The organism is Psychromonas antarctica (assembly GCF_022267535.1).
GTDB classification, from domain to species: Bacteria; Pseudomonadota; Gammaproteobacteria; order Enterobacterales; family Psychromonadaceae; genus Psychromonas; species Psychromonas antarctica.
The window spans coordinates 1-20,072 of the sequence record NZ_JAHNZV010000013.1 but is presented as its reverse complement, the minus strand read 5'-3'; the positions used below and the strand labels follow the sequence as shown (position 1 = coordinate 20,072).

The following is a 20,072-nucleotide window of genomic DNA, read 5'->3' as shown; positions in this document are numbered from 1 at the left end:
CACATTCCGTGTGTGTTTTTCTGGTTATTTAAATTACAAGAGCGCATATTCTGCCGTGGTAACGTTTACATTAAAGGGCTCGCTGTAAGTTGTTTTATATATTTATCCGGCTATTACATCACTTTGTTAACTAAGTTGTTGTAAATGCTTATATTCCGAAAGGTTAGATTTATTTGGTCGATTTAGACGAGAGATTAGTGACTGACCTTAAACAGATTTAATTAAATATTTTTTATACAAAGGGGACAACCATGGGTGCAATTGATATTGCAGTAGCAGTAATTTTCATGCTCAGCGTGATCGGCGTTGGGATGATTAAAAGTCGGGGTGAGAAAACGCACAGTGAACACGGTGCAACAGACTATTTCCTAGCTGGTCGAGGTCTTAGCTGGTGGCTTATTGGTTTCTCTCTTATTGCCGCAAATATTTCTGCAGAGCAATTTGTCGGAATGTCGGGGCAAGGGGCAGGACTTGAAGGTTTATCTGTTGCTAGCTGGGAATGGATTGCAGCGATCACGCTTGTCGTCGTGGCCTTTTTCCTTCTGCCATACTTCCTGCGTACTGGCATTTCAACAATTCCTGAATTTTTAGAAGTTCGTTATAACCACTGGGCTCGCCTTGTGATGACGCTTTCTATGACACTTATTCTTATTGGTGTGAGTCTTATTGGCGTTATCTACGCTGGTGCGATTACCATGACGAGGTTATTCCTTGAGTTCGGTTATGATGTCTCTTTACCTTTAGCATGTTGGATCCTAGGAGGTACCGCTGCTATCTATGTTGCCTTTGGTGGTCTTAAAGCGTGTGCCTGGGCTGACCTTCTTCAGGGATCTGCTTTGATTCTTGGTGGTGGTGTTATTACTTACTTTGCATTCGTTGCGCTTGGTGCAACGGATATTGCGACATTGGTAGACTCAACGGGTGCAGCTGCAACAACAGGGGCTGCTGCCGCTCTCGATGCCGGAGTGGGCGCTGTCGATAAGTTCTCGATGTTGAATAGTGCGGCAATGCATATGGATACTCCCGCGATGCCATGGCCGGTACTCGTTCTTGGTATCTGGATCCCCAATTTCTACTACTGGGGCCTTAACCAATATATATCACAACGTGTGCTTGGGTCTGCTTCTCTTGCTGATGGTCAGAAAGGTTTGGTTTTAGCTGCGGGTCTTAAACTTGTCATTCCGTTTATCATCGTTATTCCTGGGATTATTGCATTTAACCTTTTCTCAACTGAAATGGAAGAAAGTGCCAACATTGATGCCGGTGGGAATGTATTTGCCAGCTATGAACAAGCGGCGGTTAATGTCGATACGAATGTCATTTTTATGCTGGATTCAAAGTATGCCGTTGCACACCCTGAAAAAGCACAAGAGATTAATACATACAACAGTACTGTTGTTGATCGTCTTGGAGAAGAGGCCGTTGTAAGTGAGGCGATCAACCCGTACAAATACGACTCAGCAATGGGACTTTTAATTACTAAGCTTATACCTAAAGATGTCGGTATCCTTGGTTTCGTGATTGCGGCATTGATGGGCGCTATTATCTCATCTCTTGCAGCTATTCTGAATGCCGCTTCAACACTATTTACGATGGATGTATACCAACGCTACATTCGCCCAGAAGCGAAGCAGTATGAGTTCGTCACATTTGGTCGTATCTGTATCGGTGTCTTCGTTGTTATTGGTTGTGTTATTGCGCCAATGCTGGCTGACTTTAAGAGTATCTTTGGCTTTATTCAGTCATTCCAAGGATATGTATCAACAGGTATTCTTGCGGTATTTATCTATGGACTGATTAACCGGACTTCTGGTAAATGGGCGGGTGTTATCGGTATTTTAGCCAACGCCGTTATTTATGGTTACCTGCAGGCTGCATATGCAGATGTACACTTTCTGTACAGTATGTCTTACTGTCTGATTGCAGTACTTGCTATCCTTACTGTATACGGCATGATATTTAAAGATGAAAGAGTCGAGTTTACATCAATAACGACACTTGATATGACGCCGTCTACGGCCGCTCGTAATTGGGGTATCGGAATCTGTATTCTGACTGTTGTCCTGTATATTATATTCTGGTAAAAGTTAATCGCAGGCTTTTAAAGCCAGTGTTTTAACGGATTTAAAATAAGCGTCTTCACATAGAAGGCGCTTTTTTATAAGTAAGATTGGCTGTAATAAAAGACAAAAAAGTGTGTTAACGGAATTTTCGCTTGATAATAAAAAAAACAGGGGTCGTGCGACTGCTAATCATTTTAAAAGCACTAATAAATTATCTGCAACGGCTTAATAGAGAAGAGGGTCGACAACTTAGATAAAAGAATAAGCCTGTAATGCAAACTACTGACTTATTTCATACAAGCGTTCAAATGTTACTTTTCTGTCTCGATAAATGTGCGCCATCTGCGCCAGTAAAAGCTCAGCCGCTGCGATTGAGTCTATCAGCGCATTATGAGCAGTATATTGTGGAAGATTATAACGTTTTCTGACTGAGGAGAGGCGATTATCCTGACTGAATTGTGCCCCAATTTTCAGCAAATGCCACTTTTCTATTATCAACGTATCAATCCAGATCAAAGGAAGTTCCGGGAGACCTAGGCTGTTCTGTGCATAAAAATCAATAAAGCGCTTCTCAATTGTTTTACCGTGAACCACCAATATTTTATTTTTAGAATGATGCAATAGAGTATTGATTGCCTCCTCTAGAGTGACTCCGTGACTGACCATTTGTGGGACGATATGATTGATAACTGCGGTTTCGTGATTAATCTGCTTACCGTTATTAATGTAGAGGTGCTTCTGTGACGCAACGTCTATCTGCATATTGGAAATCTCTACCCAACCAATACTAATAATATCGTTAGTCTCTACGTCAAAACCAGTGGTTTCAAAGTCAACCACCAGAAAAGGCAGCACCTGAAAAAGCGTATTTTTATCAGGCAAGGGCTGCATCAAATTATCTTTAAGCACCGTTGCTAAGTTGTATTGTAAGCACTGTGCCCGTTGCTCTTCTAGTCCCTGAAGCAGATTCTTTTTTTTAAAGAAGCGTAGCATTAACCAAATCTCATTTTAGTAAACTGTTGCCAGTCATCAATTAGACGGAAAACATCCTTGATATGCTTACGCTCGAAACTACCAAAATAGTTAGGATCTATCTGACCACTCGGCGTTGCACCTTTATTCATCATGTCAACTTGATAGGAAAATCGGAAGCTTTTAAGGAAGTTATAGGCACTGAGAATATTACTTAATGTTGCATCGTTAATAAGACCCATTTTATTGACGTCGATTAATCTTTCCGTCGTGTTACAGGCATCAGATTTCGCTGAGAGCGCGTAAATTCGCGCCAAATCTACAATTATATTAATACCGTAACGCTTAATATTAAGTGTTTTTTCATTATTTTCGTTTTTGGTTAACACTAGATTGTGGAACACCCCTAACGGGGTACGATTTTCTGCTGCATCTCTGATTAACTTGGCAAGGAAAGAACGATGTGAGGTCATCTCTTTAAATTCATTTATCAGTATGGTCCGATATTCGTCATTACCGTAAATAACGCGGGTATCAAGGAAAACGCTGAGATTTAAGAGGCGTTCAGATTCTGGATTTTTAATCCAATTTTTATAGTATTCTCGCCATACAGATAGAGGCTGACACCACTTTGCTGTGGCGGCCATAAATTTACCAGGGCAGAGCTCATATCCACAGAGATCCATCCCTTTGGTGACAATCATGGCCAGATGCTGAAAATAAACTTTGTCTTTTACCGTTGCCTTATCAGACATAATAATACCACTATCCTGATCCGAGAGGATATTAGCTTCTTTGCGGGCATGAGAGCCGGCAACAATCCAAGAAAAGTCACAGGGTACGCTGCCAAGTCTCTCTATAGCAATATTGATCAGGCGCTGATTAACTGTGTCCATAATGGTAGTCAGGATGGTACTTATCAGGTCTGCAGGCACCTTATCATTGGCCAACGCCTGAAAGATACTATCCCGTTCAGGCATATAGCTAGCCAGTTTAGTTTCGTTACTTGATTTTTTTATCTTATCTATCAGATAAATCGCCTGTATGCGCTGATTTTGAAAAAGTTGGTGCACAGAGAGTAAACCGATTACATGACCGTCCTCTATGATAGGGAGGTTTTTAATATTATTTTCCATCATGCGTATCGCTGCATCAAAAACTGTTTCATGAGGAGCAATTGTTATCGGCAATGGGCTCATGATATCACTGATAGGTGATTCAGTACTTTTGCCTTCAGCAATGACGCGATCGATAAGATCAGTGTCCGTTACGATACCGACGAGCTCATTATTATCTTTAACAATCGCGCAGGAGGTGTTTTTCGTACGCATCATATGGGCAACAGTGCGAATGGAGTCTTCGATGTTAACTTCGCTATGCTGATCGCTTGAGACTTGTTTAACCGTATTAAAGAAAGAGCTGCTATTGATATCTTTCCATATTGATTCGACCGCTGAATGAATTCGGCCCTCAGGTTTTGCGGTAAAGTGCTGTGCATATTCAGGATATTTAGACTGAATGTGGTAGATGGTTTTCGCCGGAATCAAGTATAGTAGGGTGTTATCAATTGCTTTTATTTGGTAACGCGTTTCTGATTCTGAAAACAGGCTGAAACCAAATACATCATCTTCTTCTAGACGACCTCTAAGTGTCCCATCTGACAATCTTTGCTCTACCGCGCCAGTTCTCACAATAAATAAGTATTTGTCTTCCTCTGTTTGTGGGGGAGGCACGACCTCGCCTTGCGCAAGGTAGATTATTTTAATTGTTGAAGTCACTCTGTTCAACAATATCTCTGGCAAACGACTAAAAGGATCTATGTTTGCTATAAATAGTTCGATATTTGGAATCAGTGTTTCAGACATATTAGAAAACCAATAGAGATAAGATCAATGAATATCTTTATAGCATATAATGGAATCGTTTACAGCTTCATCGGGTGAAAATAGATAACAAAAGCAAGCGGCTGTAAAGTAGATGAATAAAAGGATATTGATAATGCCATTGTCTGTTGAATCGCTATTTAACTGCGCGCCTCCCCTTTTAGTTACGTGTAATTGTAAACGTTTACACTTGTGTGAGGGGGATCACGGACTTGTGGCTTCTTTGATTGTTAAAATCAGGCTCACAGTAACCATTAGGAGTCATTGCAATGAAGGTCTTAGTTACAGGTGGTATGGGATATATCGGCAGCCTGACGTGTATAGAAATGATAGCAGCAGGTATTGAACCCATTATTATTGATAACTTAAGCAATAGTAAATTAGCGGTATTAGATCGTATTGAAAAGTTAACTCAGACTAGACCCGCTCTTTATCAAGGAGATGTTCGCGATCAGGCGCTGCTTGATGACATTTTTAAGGAGCAAGAAATTAGCTCAGTGATCCATTTTGCTGGCTCTAAAGCGGTCGGTGAATCAGTGCAAAAGCCATTAGAATATTATGATAACAATGTCAATGGCTCCTTAGTATTGGTCCGTGCTATGCGTAATGCTGGGGTGAAAAGTCTGGTTTTTAGCTCATCAGCAACAGTGTACGGCGATCCTCAAATCGTACCTATTACTGAAAACTCTCCGACGGGCGCCACAACCAATCCCTATGGGCGCAGTAAATATATGGTGGAGCAGTGCTTAGCAGATCTATTGGTCGCCGAGCCTGACTGGAGTATTACGCTGTTGCGTTACTTTAATCCTGTTGGTGCTCATCCGTCCGGCACTATGGGCGAGGACCCGCAGGGGATCCCTAATAATTTAATGCCTTTTATTGCACAAGTTGCGGTGGGACGTCGAGAATCACTTTCTGTCTTTGGCAATGATTATGATACGCCCGACGGTACTGGCGTGCGCGATTATATCCATGTGCTCGATTTAGCGCAGGGGCATATTGCTGCTCTTAATGCTGTCGGGAAAAAAGCGGGCTTGCATATTTATAATTTAGGCACCGGCAAAGGTAGTAGCGTGCTGGAGATGGTCAATGCCTTTGCAACCGCTTCTGCTCGTCCGATCCCCTACCTTATTTGCCCGCGCCGTGCGGGAGATATTGCGCAGTGCTGGGCGAGTACAGAGAAAGCAGAAAAGGAGCTGGGTTGGAAGGCAAATCGTACGCTTATGGAGATGACTGCAGATACTTGGCGCTGGCAGTCAACTAATCCGCATGGTTATCCGGACTCACAATAGCCAGCGGATCAAGCTATCACTTAAAAAGTAGAGATGCCCATTATAAAAGGGCTTATTGAAAGAAGAGAATATTATGTCTGAAATAACATTTAACCCGATTGATCATCCGCACCGCCGTTATAACCCGTTAACGGGACAATGGATTTTGGTTTCGCCGCATCGCGCAAAGCGTCCGTGGAGTGGTCAGGATGAAAAACCGGCAACCGAAACACTAGAAAATTATGATTCTGAGTGTTTTTTATGCCCCACTAATACTCGGATTTCTGGTGATAAAAATCCAAGTTATCAGGGCACTTATGTTTTTAGCAATGACTTCGCGGCATTGATGCCAGACTCTCCCGATGCGCCCGTTTCTGATAATCCGCTATTTAAAACACAAGGTGTGCGTGGGTTAAGCCGGGTTATCTGTTTTTCACCGGATCATAGTAAAACATTACCTGAGCTGCCGCTTACTAAGATCCGATCTGTGGTAGATACTTGGAATGAGCAGATTGAGGGATTGGGTAAAGATTATTTGTGGGTGCAAGCTTTTGAAAATAAAGGCGCGACTATGGGGTGCTCACAGCCACATCCGCATGGTCAAGTATGGGCGAATAGCTTTTTACCCAATGAAATTGAGCGTAAAGAGCAGTTGCTTAAAGCTTATCAAGAAAAGCATGGGTCCAACCTACTGCTTGACTATGTGCAGGCTGAGCTTCAAGACGGTCAGCGTACTGTGGTAGAAACAGAGCACTGGCTTGCTGTCGTGCCTTATTGGGCTGCATGGCCATTTGAAACCTTGCTCTTACCTAAAACCCATATTCGTCGCATGAGTGAGCTAAGTGGCGAGCAGCGTGATGACTTAGCGTTAGCCATTAAAAAACTCACTAGCCGTTACGATAACTTATTTAACTGCTCTTTCCCCTACTCGATGGGTTGGCATTACGCGCCGTTTTTTGAAGCGGGCACGGATATCGATCATTGGCAATTACACGCCCTTTTTTATCCACCTCTGCTGCGCTCTGCTAGCGTTCGTAAATTTATGGTCGGTTATGAGATGTTGGCAGAAAGCCAGCGCGATTTAACCGCGGAGCAAGCGGCACAAAAGCTACGGGATGTTAGCGATATTCACTATAAAGATGCACGTTAGCCCTTGCTTATTTGATCACAGACTAAGAGACAAAAATAATGAACACTTTAATTAATAACGTAACAAATGTATTTAACTCGCTATTTGGCTACTCAGCAACACATCTAATTCAAGCCCCTGGGCGGGTAAATTTAATTGGTGAGCATACGGATTATAATGACGGTTTTGTGCTGCCGTGCGCGATCAACTATCAAACAATGGTGGCAGCCGCGAAGCGTACTGATTCTATAGTACGTGTTATTTCGGTTGATTATGATAATCAGGAAAATCAATTTGATTTAACCGAGAATATTGAATTCCAAGATGATTGTATGTGGTCTAACTATATCCGTGGGGTTGTAAAGTGTTTACTTGGGCGTGGTTACCATTTTCAAGGCGCAGATATTGTGGTCAGCGGTAATGTGCCACAAGGTGCAGGCCTAAGTTCCTCGGCAGCATTAGAAGTGGTAATCGGACAAACGTTTAAAGAGCTTTATGCGTTGGATATCAGCCAAGTAGATATCGCGCTCAACGGTCAACAAGCGGAAAACGAGTTTGTTGGTTGCAACTGCGGCATTATGGATCAGTTAATCTCTGCTTGTGGAGAGCAACACCATGCGCTATTGCTTGATTGCCGCTCACTGCAGACACAGTCGGTTTCTATGCCTAAGGATATGACAGTAATGATTATTAACTCCAATAAAAAACGCGGGCTGGTGGACAGTGAATATAATACCCGTCGTTTGCAGTGTGAAGTAGCCGCATCCGTCTTTGGCGTTAAGGCCCTGCGCGATGTCACAATGGATCAGTTTAATGCTCGTATGAATGAATTAGATACCGTTGTGGCTAAGCGAGCGCGTCATGTAATCAGTGAAAATGATCGTACCGAAAAAGCCGCAATAGCTTTATCCAAAGGTGATATGCAGTTGATGGGGCAGCTGATGGAAGCATCGCATAATTCAATGCGTGATGATTTTGAAATCACGGTACCAGAAGTAGATCTGATAGTTGATATTGTTAAAGCTGAAATTGGTCGCTTAGGTGGCGTGCGTATGACCGGGGGCGGATTTGGTGGTTGCGTCGTTGCATTGGTGCCACCTAGTTTAGTTGAGCAAGTTACCGCCGCGTTAATCAGTCAATATCAGGTAAGGACGGGATTAAAAGAATCTATCTATGTTTGCCAAGCCCAAGCTGGGGCTGGTTTAGTTGAATAAGCGCCTAGTGAGCCGAACAGCGGGGGGATGTCTATGTCTTTAACTGCCGTGCAGCAGAGATTGCAGAAAAGCATGCTAACTGAGCCCGCACTGGATGGTCAGCCTGCAAAGCTGTTTGTATTAAAAAATAAGCAGGGGATGTGTGTTACTTTGATGGATATCGGCGCAACTTGGTTAAGTTGCGAAATCCCTGTTGCTACGCAGATGCGTGAAATGTTGCTCGGGGTCAGTAGTATGGCGGATCATCTGCGTCAGCGTGTTTATTTTGGAGCGACCGTAGGGCGTTTTGCCAACCGCATTGCTCGGGGACAGTTTGCGATCGATGGTAAAGTATACCAAGTACAGACAAATCAAGGGGGGAATACGCTGCATGGAGGCCCGCAAGGTTTTGATCAGCGTCGTTGGAATGCCATTCAGCATGACCAAAACTCAGTTAGCTTTAGCTTATCTTCGCCCGATGGTGATCAAGGTTTTCCGGGGAATTTACAGGTCAGAATTAATTATCAATTAAGTGAAGATAATACGCTAACCTTGAATTATCAGGCAATTACCGATAAGGCATGCCCTGTGAATCTCACTAACCATGCTTACTTTAACCTAATGGGCAGTGATGCACCATCTTGCCTAGACAGCCAGTTAATGATTCAAGCGGATCACTACTTAGCGACTGATAAGAACGGCATTCCAAAGGGGGATTTTTGCACAGTACAGGGGAGCAGTTTTGATTTTACAGAGTTAAAAACGATTGGCCGCGATCTTATGAGCGAGCCGGATCAACATTTAGCCGCAGGTTATGATCACAGTTTTCTTATCAAAAAATCAGCACAAAATGGCTGCGATATTGTCGCAAAGAGTATCTCTGCAGATGGCAAAGTTGTGCTTAACGTTAGAACAACTAAACCTGCGCTGCAGCTGTATAGCGGTAATTATTTGGCGGGTGCGCCTAGGCGCAATGGGGGTGAGTATCAAAACTATGCGGGCTTTGCCTTGGAAACACAATTTTTACCTGATGCGCCTAACCATCCGGAATGGGATCAGCCGAGCCCTATTTTAGCGGCGGGTGAGCAATATCATTATCAAACCTCTTATCAGTTTGAAATTCAGGATTAAGCTGATAATAAAACTAAGCCGAAAAATTGGATAAAATTTCGGCTTGTTTGCTATCAGAGAGGCGGCTACTTAGAGCGCCTTGCCTACCCTAGACCGTTTCCTGCATCTTTTTTATTAATCAGTTCAATTAGATAGCCATCAGGATCTTTAACAAAAGCGATCACTGTGGTGCCGCCTTTTACTGGCCCCGGTTGACGCGTAATTTGTCCCCCTTGCTGCTTTATTTTAGCGCAGGTCGCATAAATATCATCTGTTTCAATGGCAATATGTCCGTAACCATTACCCAGATCATATTCACTGTTACCCCAGTTATAGGTGAGCTCAAGAACCGTTGAATTTAACTCATCCGCATAACCTAGAAAAGCTAAAGTATACTTATATTCGGCATTTTCAGACTGGCGCAGTAATTTCATCTGTAGAATCTGAGTATAAAAACCGATCGATTTTTGTAAGTCACCAACACGTAACATGGTATGTAATAAGCGCATATTAACTCCCTGATTTTATTTTATAAAAATAGAGTCTATCCGATCATCTAGCATTTTCACAGCTTGTCTGTGGGATAAAAAATACTCAGAGTTGATTTGCTTAAGTCGTGTATCGCTTAACTAATTAATCCCTGCGGTTAAGAACTTAACAGTAGCGGCTATCTCTTCGTCACTGCAATCTGCACAGGTTCCTCTGGCGGGCATTGCATTAAAGCCTTCTGTGGCATGTTTTACGAGCGTTTCCATACCTTGATCAACACGTGGTTTCCATGCCAGTGCATCCCCTTTGAGTGGCGCACCCGCAGCCCCTGTTGCATGACATGCAACACAATAAGTATTGTAAACCTTTTCGCCGCTGCGTGGACCGCTAGCTACAATGACATCCGCTGTTTGACTTGCTGTTGCAATATCGCCATGCAAATAAACATTACCCACCGGAGCGATGCGCTGCGCAATCGCTTGCTTTGAAAGGTCTTCTGCGAAGCTTGCCGTGCTGACCAAACTGATTGCTAAGATGATTACTAGGGTGACAGGTTTAATCAGGTACACAGCAGACTCCAAATAATTGTTATGTTGTGAAAATGTTAATTATAACGGGCTTGTTTGTAACTACCAATCCCTTTATCTGGATTATTGTTTCCAGTTCACCATTTTTTTCTCTTTTCCCATTAATAAGCGTTTTATATTACTTATATGGCGAAGAATTATTAATATCGATAACATGATCACTGGCTGAGTATATTCAGGTTTTAGCTGCTCCACAAAAAAAGGGGCGGCGATTGCCGTGATAATAGCGGCTAATGAAGCATAACCACTGACCGCTATGGTCAGCAACCAGGTTAAAACAAGTAACCCGGTCATATCCATGCCTAGTGGTAATAGCGTACCTAGACCGGTTGCAACCCCTTTACCGCCTTTAAATTGAAAATAGGGAGGGAAAATATGTCCCAGACAAGTGGCAATGCCAATAAAACCAATCACTAGCGGGTGATAATTAAAAAAATAGGCGAGGTAAACGGGCAAAGTGCCCTTGAGAATGTCAAAAATAAGCACTGCACTGGCGGCTTGTGCGTGGTGTAAGCGTAACATATTCGTTGCGCCCGGATTCTGAGAACCCTGTAAACGGGGATCCGGCCAACCTTTGAAACGACACAGCAAGATCGCACCGTTAAGGGCGCCAAATAGATAAGCACAAAGAACAAATAATAGGATCAGGATAATCATTTGTATTTATTTTTTTTCGATCGGGTAAAATATATCATTTTTACAGTCCATTGATATTAATTGCTATTGAGATAGTACGTGGATTTTTGTGTTAGTGATAGCGTTTTAAAGGTCTTCAGAATGGATATTGTTTTTATTAAACAGTTACAAGTTATTAGCACCATTGGCGTGTATAACTGGGAAAAGTCAGTGCAGCAAAAGCTCTATTTCGATTTAGAGATGGCGTTTGATAACCGACCTGCGGCGGCAAGTGATGATATTAATTTAGCGCTGAATTATTTTAGTGTCTCTGAAAGGGTTAATCAGTTTGCCCAAAATAATCACTTCGAGCTGCTTGAAACCATGGCCGAACAGGTCGCCGCATTAATTATGGTGGAATTTTCCGTGCCTTGGATACGACTTACCCTGCACAAGCCCGGAGCCCTACCTAAAGCACAAAGTTTAGGTGTTCAGATTGAGCGCGGTATTCGCTAGTGGCTAATGTTTATATTGGTGTCGGCTCAAGTATTAATAAACGGGAAAATATCCAGTTAGGCTTAGGCGCATTAGAGTTAGTCTTTGGTGAACTCACTCTCTCCCCTATTTATGAGAGTGAAGCGGTCGGCTTTTCGGGATGCAATTTTTATAATTTAGTGGTGGGGATAACCACCCAATTACCGGTCAAATCACTGATTTGTGAACTAAAGGCGATTGAAGTTAAACTGGGGCGTGCAAAAAACGCGCTTAAATTCGCTCCCCGAACCTTGGATTTAGACCTGCTTTTATATGATCGGCTTATTGACCTATCGATTGATCTACCTCGTGCAGAAATCACTAAAAATGCATTTGTGTTAAAACCTTTAGCTGAACTAGCCCCCTTATTAGAACACCCTGTTTTGGGGCAAACATACCAACATTTGTGGGCTAATTATCCCCAAGATAAACAAAAATTATGGCAAGTTAATGCTGGCCTTTAAACATAAAGAGAACAAACATGTCCTTACTTGAGATTGTTGTATTAGCTTTGATTCAGGGGTTAACTGAATTTTTACCTATTTCTAGCTCTGCGCATTTAATTTTACCTTCACAGCTATTAGGCTGGCAAGATCAGGGCTTAGCCTTTGATCTTATTCTTAATATCGGCACACTCGCTGCGGTACTGATCTACTTCCGTGTTGAAGTTGTTAATATGTCAGTGGCTTGGGTTGGCTCTCTGAGAGGTCAAGGAAAAACCCAAGATAGCCGCCTTGCTTGGTGGATTATTTGGTCGACTATTCCGGCGGCTGTAGTTGGTTTTTTTGGCAAATCATTAGTGGAAACTTATCTGCGTAGTGGTTACGTCATTGCGGTAACCACGGTTATTTTTGGGCTGCTGCTTTGGTGGGCGGATGCGCAAGCGAAGCAGATCAAGACAGAATACCAAACAGGGCTTAAAGGTGCGATTTTGATCGGCTTTGCTCAGGTGCTCGCCCTGATTCCAGGAACATCGCGCTCAGGAATCACAATTACTGCGGGGCTCATGTTAGGGTTAACGCGCAGTGGCGCGGCGCGTTTCTCTTTTCTTATGTCGATCCCCATTATCGGGATGGCTTCAAGCTACGATCTGCTGAAACTTATTTTATCCGACGAGTACGTTGACTGGAGCGCGTTATACCTTGGCGCAGGTATCTCCTTTGCCAGCGCATTATTATGTATTCACGGTTTCCTGTTGTTGCTCAATAAAGTCGGCATGATGCCATTTGTTATCTATCGACTGTTGCTGGGTGGCGCACTATTTTATATTTTGGCAATGAATTAGTCTTTGCTAAGCACCGTGCGGGGGACTATTTCCCCCGCTTGTTGAATTTCTTCTTGGTACTGCTTTACAACTAAAATACGCGCTGCTAATAAAGCTTCTTTAATCTGCGCACCTTGATAGCCCTGACTGATAATCTCCTGCACATTGACCTTGTCGGCCAGCTGAAACGCCTGCCAAATATAATCTGCACTGGGATACTCTTTCTCTTCAAACCCCGTTCTACCTTTTGAATCGGCGACACAGCATTGTAGCATCTGAAAAAAGCGTTGCGGTTTACGCCAAGCATCATTCTTATCCATTAATTTAATTAAAGTAGATGCTTTGAGCTCAAGGGCATTGTGAATCACTGTATGGTGTTCACTGACCAAAAGAGCCAAGTCACGGCATTCATTGGGGATTTTTAGACGTAAACATAATGCTTTAATTGTTTCTAAACCAAGAAAACCATGCCCTTTATGGCTTGGCCAATTTTCTTTGGGTGTTAACGCTTTACCGAGATCATGTACTAAACAGGCAAAGCGGAAAGCCAACGAATCTGATAGTTTGACCGCCTGCTCGACGACCATTAACGTATGGATACCGGTATCAATTTCAGGATGCCATTTTTTTGGGCCGGGGATGCCAAATAAACGCTCAATTTCAGGAAACAGAACCGCTAGAGCGCCACATTCACGCAGTACTTGGAAATAGATTTGTGGGCTATCACTTTGTAGTGCTTTTGCCGTTTCTTGCCAGATACGCTCAGCCGTTAGGTGGTTAAGTTCTCCACTGGCGGTTAATTCGTGCATCAAGGCCAATGTTTCCGGGGCTATTTGAAAGCCGAGGTGGTGAAAACGTGCGGCGAAACGTGCAACACGCAGTACGCGTAGGGGATCTTCGCTAAATGCGGGTGAGATATGGCGTAATATTTTGTTTTTTAAATCCACTAAACCACGATAGGGATCAATAAAGTCACCGTGCTCAGAGAAGGCTATCGCATTGATGGTTAAATCGCGGCGCAACAGATCATCTTCTAAAGTAACATCTTCTCCGGCGTAGCAGGTAAATCCAGTATAACCGGATCCCTGCTTGCGTTCAGTGCGGGCAAGTGCATATTCTTCACCTGTTGCCGGGTGTAAAAAAACAGGGAACTCTTTACCAACTTGTCGATAACCTAATTGTAAAAGTTGTTTAGGGTTGCTACCTACCACCACATAATCGCGATCTGTGATGTTAAGTTGCAATAATTGATCTCGAACTGCGCCCCCAACTAAAAATACTTGCATTGTTTCCCCTCTTTATCACTAATTTAGTTATTATAAGCAATTAATACCATCATCTCTATTTGTTTGGAACTTCTTATGTATCAAGATTTCTTTTCCCTAAAAGAGGCACCCTTTTCAATTTCGCCGGATCCCGACTTTTTGTTTTTAAGTGAGCGTCATAAAGAGGCGTTGGCACATCTCACTTATGGTCTGCAGGGCAATGGTGGTTTTGTATTGCTAACCGGAGAAGTTGGCACTGGGAAGACAACGGTGTGTCGGGCATTATTGCAAGATTTGCCTGCCAGTATTGATATCGCCTTTATTTTAAATCCCGCGTTAACTGAGATTGAATTACTGGCGACAATTTGCGATGAATTTAAAATCGCATATCGTAAACAAGATCTCAGTTTAAAATTATTATTTGATGCATTAACCACCTGGATGATGAGTAATCTGTTATCGGGGAGAGGTGCGATTGTCTTAATTGATGAAGCGCAGCATTTAAGCTTTTCAGTTTTAGAACAATTACGTTTATTAACCAATATTGAGTCGAATAATAAAAAACCGTTACAGGTTATTTTGATTGGCCAGACGGAATTGCAGCAAAAGCTAAAGCAGACTGAGTTACGCCAACTCGCGCAGCGGATCACCGCCCGTTATCATCTGTTGCCGCTTACTCAACAAGAAAGTGAATATTATATCCAGCACCGTTTGCATGTCGCTGGCGTCAAATTCCCTATTTTTGACGCCAGTGCTTTGCGGCAAATATTTAAAAAAAGTCAAGGCATCCCGCGTTTAATTAATCTCTTAAGTGATCGCAGTTTATTAGCCGCCTACACGCAGAACGCGCTTAAAGTTAACGCGAAAATGGTAAAAAATGCAGCTCAGGAGATGGCGTTAGAGGAGACTCACTCCAACTTTAGTACTTTTTTCAAAGGCACTTGGCGGCTGCTTCTTTTGCTTCTTTTAATACTTATTAGCGCTTTCCAAGCGCCTAAAATATTGGCGCAATTTAGTGTGAAAGAAGCACCAATAACAGAACTCAAAACAATACAGGAAACGAACAAACAGGAGGGCAGTGAGCAACTTGATTGGTTTGATGCTTATCCGCAATTAGATTTGAGTAAAGTAGAGTTCTCGCACGCACTAAAAACTCTGTATGCCATTTGGGGCTACCAGGTGGATTTGCAAAGTGCAAACTGTGAACAAGGCTCCGCTGTATCGTTATTATGTTTCTCTGAAAGTAGTAATATTGATAAATTAAAGCAATTAAACTATCCCGCTGTAATTAAATTAATAAATGGTGAAAAACAACTTTATGTGGTTATTTATAAAGCTTCTGAGAACTATCAATTACTCATCGAAGATCAAAGTATCGAGGTTTCCGAAGCGTGGTTAAAACACTATTGGAATGGGGGACTCACCTTACTGTGGAAAACTCCATTTGCTTTGCAGAGAACATTACAGTTTGGTCAAAAAAGTGAGGAGATAAGGTGGCTGGTCAATCAGCTCAATACGCTACAAGGTCTACCGGCAGAAAATAAAGATCGCTTTGATCTGCCGCTCTTACAGCAGGTCACCCTCTTTCAGCGTGAGCAGGGGTTGCAGGACGATGGCATCGTTGGCACCAGAACCCTGATGCCATTAATGCAATTAATTAATCCCATGTTACCGCGATTAACAGATGGGGAAGAGTAATGTCTACTATTTTACGTGCACTGCAAAAACAGAAATTGGGACAATGCAATACGGTCTCTGGTTTTGTTGAAAAAGCACCCAGTTTAAAATGGAAAGTGGCTTTATTTGCTTTCTTGGGGGTCATTATCAGTTTGCTGCTGATTCTTATTTATCTATTACTTAAGCCTGTAGATGAAAGTGCAGTGCTAGCTGTCGCTATCGTGGCTGAGCAGGGGGGAAATAAAGCTTCTGTAACAGAACAAGATAAACGCATAAAAAAAATGACCTTCGACTTGCAGCCACTGCCGATACTTCCTGCAGACGATATCGATTTACCTACGGAAACAGTGGTGCAAGTGACACCCGTTATTAGCGCCTCAAAAGTCCCGATTAACAAAAAAGCATTACCACTTTTATCTGTTTCGGGAAATAAACCTGAAGCGCAAGCATTATCACAACAGCTTATTGATGATCTTGATTATAGTGATACGTCAGCCGATCTGCAGCAACGGTTTGAGCAGGCGTTATTAATGAGTAAAGATGATGCTAAAGAGGTCGTTGAGCCTGCTCCTAAAGAATTGAATGACGGCAGTGATGTGCATCAGATGGCCAGTGAATTTCAGGATAAAGTACCGACCATCAGTTATGACGCGCATATGTATTCGTCAGATGCGAAAGAGCGCTGGATAAAGATTAATGGCGAGGCGTTGCAAGAGGGGCAGTTTGACAGCTCGGGTAAAATTCAAGTCGTTGAAATTCAACTTAACCGCACTATTTTCCGTTTAGGCAGGCAAAGTTTCAGTTTGGCGTCATTAACTGATTGGAAAGGGTATTAAATCGCTAATCTGAGGATTATAAAAAACGCACCCAAGGTGCGTTTTTTAGTGATTAGCGGAACTTATAACCTACCAATTATCTTTACGTTTTTTTCGACGTGGTAAAAAAGGAAGCAGCAAGCCAAGCAGTACGCCAAAGAAGAGAACGCTTCCGCCATTAAGTAGCCACTCCATTTTTATGCGGTCACCTTCAGTATCTTGTTGTAGCTCTAGATCTCGATTTTTTGCTTTAAGATCGTCAATAGTGGCGACCAAGTGTTCTTTTTCTGTTATCAATTGTATTTTTTGTTGCTCTATGTTGTCGCTTTGTTGGGCTATATTGGCAAGTTTTGCTTGCGCAGCCTGTAACTGCTCTTTAATTTCAGGTAGCAAGGTTTTTGCCGGTAATGCTTCTTGTAATTGACTGTTTTTTACCCAGCCAGTTTTACCTTCTTGCGTCTCTACCTGCATAAATTTAGCCTTGCTATCATATTTTAAGCTACTGACAGTTTCACCGACTTTAAGAGTGCCGATTATACGGTATTCTAAGCTTGGGCCCGAGTGCAGATAAATAAAGAGATCATCACTTACATAACGAGTGGCTGCAGATAGGTTCATACAAAGTGTCAGCGCGAGTGTAGCGAGAATAGTTTTAAGTGTTTTCAAAGGTGCAGATCCTGTTAACTATAATGGATGAAGATACATTCTAAAAGTAATTGTCACTAAGGAGAAGCACTACATGTAAAAAAGAGAGCAGATGCTCTCTTTAATTTTATTTACCGCGATTTTAGTTAACCTCAGTTCTGGATAATGGAAGCGAAATTAGATTAAATATCAAAAAGTTAAAAAACATATTATACAGTGCTGTTAGTTTTGCGTAGTTCAAGGCGAATCATCGCAGCAATAACTGGTTATTGCTAGATGATTTAACGCAGAAATACGCGTAAATAACGGTACTGTATCGTTTAGCTTATCCAGAATTGAGGTTAGTTAGCTAAAAACTGCTTTTAACATAAAGAAGAAGATAATAGATAATCCTGCGCCGATGGGCAGGGTCACAACCCAAGAGATAACGATATTACGTACAACGCTTAGGTTTAGCGCGGCGATCCCTCTTGCCATTCCTACGCCCAATACCGCACCCACAAGTGTTTGTGTCGTTGAAATAGGTAACCCCGTTCCTGATGCAATAACAACCGTTGAAGCAGCTGCAAGTTCAGCAGCAAAACCGCGGCTTGGGGTTAGGTGAGTAATGCCTTGGCCAATTGTTGCCATCACGCGTCTGCCAAAAATAGCTAAACCAAGTACGATACCGACGCCACCTAATGGCAAAATCCACCAAGCTAGAGCTGCTTTTTTCGCTATTTCACCATTGTGCTCGACAATACTCACAACCGCAGCTAGTGGACCTATTGCGTTGGCCACATCGTTTGAACCATGTGCAAAAGCCATCGCACAAGCGGTTACAATCATTAACACCGCAAATATTTTTTCAACATTGGCGAAATGCATGTCTTTGTCAGCGTTCGGGTCGATCTTGATACGATTAATGTAAAATTTACCAACAAGCGCAATAGTAATACCGATAACCGTTGCCATTATCAATGCATCACTTGAGCTGAAATTTAAGCCTATATGTGATAAACCTTTCTTAATGGTGACCAGTGAAAGTATAAAGCCAGCAAGAAACATATAAAAGGGAACAAAACGCTTTGCATTGGCGATCGGATCGTGGGTATTAAAGATTAATTTTTGCGAACTCATGAAGATAAAGTAAGCAATAATACCGGAGATCAGAGGTGTGATAATCCAGCTGCCCACTATACCGATAACACCACTCCAGACGACGCTGTCCATACCCACACCGACAGCAGAAAAGCCGACGATAGCGCCGACAATTGAGTGCGTTGTTGATACTGGCCAACCAAAGTAGGAAGCAATAATTAGCCACATTCCCGCCGCTAATAGTGCAGCGGTCATACCGAAAACTAATAATTCGGGTTGATTGACATAAAAGCTCGCATCAATAATGCCTTTTCGGATGGTGGATGTGACTTCCCCACCGGCTAAATAAGCCCCCGCAAATTCAAAGATCATTGCAATAATAATGGCTTGTTTGATGGTCAGTGCTTTTGAGCCCACGGACGTACCCATTGCATTGGCTACGTCGTTTGCACCAATACCCCAGGCCATAAGAAAGCCCACTGCAGCGGCAAAGATAACTATAATACTGCCATAAGAAGATAAAATATCCATAATGATTCCTTTAAGTGTTACTACCTAACGAGAATAAGCTCAAGTTGCGTACCTATTAATTCAGAGTGATCGGCAAGATGCCCTACCCACTCGATGATTTGGTAAAGGAACATAATATCAACTGGGTTGTGATGCTGCTCTACTGCCAAAAGGTCACGGCGAAGTTTTCTTTGTAACGTATCTGTATCTTCTTCAATTAATGCGAGTTCGGCGATCATTTTTGTGACCACGTCGACCTCTCGCCCTCTAAAACCTGTCTCTAACAATTCATCAAGCTCATCAATTGCTTTTTTTGCTTGTTGAATGGCATCGAGGCAACGTTGCAGATAAGTCATAAAATTATTAGCTATCTCATCGGGCAGGCGTAATTTACGACCTAAGATTCGCCCGGAAATATCTTTTGCTGCATTTGCTATTTTATCTTGACGATTTATAAGCTCGATAAAATCACCACGTGAAATAGGCATAAATAGCCCTTTGGGTAATGTTAATCGCAATTCACGCTTTAAATCATCAGCTTCTTTTTCAAATTTGGATATTGTTTTTCTTACTGTTTCAGCTTCGCTCCAATTCTGTTCATGGCAAGCCTTAAAAAAGGGAATAAGTAACTCACAGCAGGCTGCTACTTTATCCATATGCAACTGAATGGGTTGAATTGGCGACTTAGCGAAGACCCCAAAGATTGAATTAATTGGCATTATTTATCCTATTGTTTTGGTTTGATAACAATCTAAATTTTGTTTTAGTTTGATAACAGTCTAAATTGTCAACTTGAACAGCAATATTTGCCGCATGTTATCTTTCTTTTGCACACATTTGAACCTGAATTTAGTATAATTTACTAATTATTGCGATTTTAGGATCGTAGCATCCTCGTTTAATAGGGTTATTCGGAAAAATTATGGAAACTGAAATAGAAATAAAGTTTATTTTTAGTGCTCAATTTGAA

General features: G+C 42.3%; 19 protein-coding genes. 10 read left to right on the top strand and 9 right to left on the bottom strand.

From position 1 onward, the window contains the following. Positions 1-251 precede the first annotated feature (251 nt). Entirely contained in the window at positions 252-2,084 is a 1,833-nt protein-coding gene (locus tag KSO91_RS05440) for a sodium:solute symporter family transporter (protein WP_238741937.1), read from the top strand. A gap of 258 nt (positions 2,085-2,342) precedes the next feature. Here KSO91_RS05440 and KSO91_RS05435 read toward each other — a convergent pair whose 3' ends face one another. Beyond that, positions 2,343-3,056 carry a 3'-5' exonuclease gene (locus KSO91_RS05435; RefSeq protein WP_238741936.1) on the bottom strand — a complete coding sequence of 238 codons (714 nt, stop codon included), beginning with the start codon at positions 3,054-3,056 and terminating at the stop codon, positions 2,343-2,345. Further along, the gene (locus KSO91_RS05430) at positions 3,056-4,900 is read right to left on the bottom strand and encodes a DUF294 nucleotidyltransferase-like domain-containing protein (protein ID WP_238741935.1); all 1,845 of its coding nucleotides are present in this window, start codon (positions 4,898-4,900) and stop codon (positions 3,056-3,058) included. The genes KSO91_RS05435 and KSO91_RS05430 overlap by 1 nt, the downstream gene beginning before the upstream one ends. Before the next feature lie 287 nt (positions 4,901-5,187). Between KSO91_RS05430 and galE the strand changes: the two genes are divergently transcribed. The 4 genes from galE to galM all read left to right on the top strand — a co-directional run bounded on the left by galE (position 5,188) and on the right by galM (position 9,642). After that, positions 5,188-6,210 carry a UDP-glucose 4-epimerase GalE gene (gene galE / locus KSO91_RS05425; RefSeq protein ID WP_238741934.1) on the top strand — a complete coding sequence of 341 codons (1,023 nt, stop codon included), beginning with the start codon at positions 5,188-5,190 and terminating at the stop codon, positions 6,208-6,210. Positions 6,211-6,283: 73 nt separating this feature from the next. Beyond that, entirely contained in the window at positions 6,284-7,339 is a 1,056-nt protein-coding gene (locus KSO91_RS05420; protein ID WP_238741933.1) for a UDP-glucose--hexose-1-phosphate uridylyltransferase, read from the top strand. Between the two features lie 38 nt (positions 7,340-7,377). Next, a complete protein-coding gene (gene galK / locus KSO91_RS05415) occupies positions 7,378-8,532 on the top strand; it encodes a galactokinase (RefSeq protein WP_238741932.1) in 1,155 nt (384 codons plus the stop codon). Between the two features lie 33 nt (positions 8,533-8,565). Next, entirely contained in the window at positions 8,566-9,642 is a 1,077-nt protein-coding gene (gene galM, locus KSO91_RS05410; protein ID WP_238741931.1) for a galactose-1-epimerase, read from the top strand. An 83-nt stretch (positions 9,643-9,725) separates the two neighbouring features. On the opposite strand, the gene gloA is transcribed toward galM, so the two are convergent. From gloA to plsY, 3 genes are all read right to left on the bottom strand, one after another. Next, positions 9,726-10,130: a lactoylglutathione lyase gene (gloA, locus tag KSO91_RS05405; protein WP_238741930.1), complete on the bottom strand. Its 405-nt coding sequence runs from the start codon at positions 10,128-10,130 to the stop codon at positions 9,726-9,728. A gap of 120 nt (positions 10,131-10,250) precedes the next feature. Then, positions 10,251-10,679, bottom strand: a complete 429-nt coding sequence (locus KSO91_RS05400) for a c-type cytochrome (protein ID WP_238741929.1) — start codon at positions 10,677-10,679, stop codon at positions 10,251-10,253. 81 nt (positions 10,680-10,760) lie between these two features. Then, positions 10,761-11,354 (bottom strand): glycerol-3-phosphate 1-O-acyltransferase PlsY, encoded by a 594-nt coding sequence (plsY, locus tag KSO91_RS05395; RefSeq protein WP_238741928.1) that lies wholly within the window; start codon positions 11,352-11,354, stop codon positions 10,761-10,763. A 120-nt stretch (positions 11,355-11,474) separates the two neighbouring features. On the opposite strand from plsY, the gene folB reads away from it, so the two are divergent. From folB to KSO91_RS05380, 3 genes are read left to right on the top strand one after another with little or no spacing between them, the layout of a single operon-like run. Further along, positions 11,475-11,828: a dihydroneopterin aldolase gene (gene folB, locus KSO91_RS05390; protein WP_238741927.1), complete on the top strand. Its 354-nt coding sequence runs from the start codon at positions 11,475-11,477 to the stop codon at positions 11,826-11,828. Further along, positions 11,828-12,310, top strand: a complete 483-nt coding sequence (folK, locus tag KSO91_RS05385) for a 2-amino-4-hydroxy-6-hydroxymethyldihydropteridine diphosphokinase (RefSeq protein ID WP_238741926.1) — start codon at positions 11,828-11,830, stop codon at positions 12,308-12,310. The genes folB and folK overlap by 1 nt, the downstream gene beginning before the upstream one ends. Positions 12,311-12,327: 17 nt before the next feature. After that, the gene (locus KSO91_RS05380) at positions 12,328-13,131 is read left to right on the top strand and encodes an undecaprenyl-diphosphate phosphatase (RefSeq protein WP_238741925.1); all 804 of its coding nucleotides are present in this window, start codon (positions 12,328-12,330) and stop codon (positions 13,129-13,131) included. Here the strand turns inward: KSO91_RS05380 and KSO91_RS05375 are convergent. Beyond that, positions 13,128-14,396 carry a multifunctional CCA addition/repair protein gene (locus KSO91_RS05375; protein WP_238741924.1) on the bottom strand — a complete coding sequence of 423 codons (1,269 nt, stop codon included), beginning with the start codon at positions 14,394-14,396 and terminating at the stop codon, positions 13,128-13,130. The two genes, KSO91_RS05380 and KSO91_RS05375, sit on opposite strands and share 4 nt — an antisense overlap. A 75-nt stretch (positions 14,397-14,471) precedes the next feature. Here KSO91_RS05375 and KSO91_RS05370 point away from each other — a divergent pair, with 75 nt between their 5' ends. Next, positions 14,472-16,073 carry an AAA family ATPase gene (locus tag KSO91_RS05370; protein ID WP_238741923.1) on the top strand — a complete coding sequence of 534 codons (1,602 nt, stop codon included), beginning with the start codon at positions 14,472-14,474 and terminating at the stop codon, positions 16,071-16,073. Beyond that, complete coding sequence (locus tag KSO91_RS05365) at positions 16,073-16,888, top strand: general secretion pathway protein GspB (RefSeq protein ID WP_238741922.1); 816 nt, start codon at positions 16,073-16,075, stop codon at positions 16,886-16,888. Before KSO91_RS05370 ends, KSO91_RS05365 begins: the two co-directional genes overlap by 1 nt. Before the next feature lie 69 nt (positions 16,889-16,957). Here KSO91_RS05365 and KSO91_RS05360 read toward each other — a convergent pair whose 3' ends face one another. From KSO91_RS05360 to KSO91_RS05350, 3 genes are all read right to left on the bottom strand, one after another. Then, entirely contained in the window at positions 16,958-17,533 is a 576-nt protein-coding gene (locus KSO91_RS05360) for a TIGR04211 family SH3 domain-containing protein (RefSeq protein WP_238741921.1), read from the bottom strand. A 324-nt stretch (positions 17,534-17,857) separates the two neighbouring features. Further along, the gene (locus KSO91_RS05355) at positions 17,858-19,123 is read right to left on the bottom strand and encodes an inorganic phosphate transporter (RefSeq protein WP_238741920.1); all 1,266 of its coding nucleotides are present in this window, start codon (positions 19,121-19,123) and stop codon (positions 17,858-17,860) included. Between the two features lie 20 nt (positions 19,124-19,143). Further along, positions 19,144-19,821, bottom strand: a complete 678-nt coding sequence (locus KSO91_RS05350) for a TIGR00153 family protein (protein WP_238741919.1) — start codon at positions 19,819-19,821, stop codon at positions 19,144-19,146. Between the last annotated feature and the right edge of the window lie 251 nt (positions 19,822-20,072).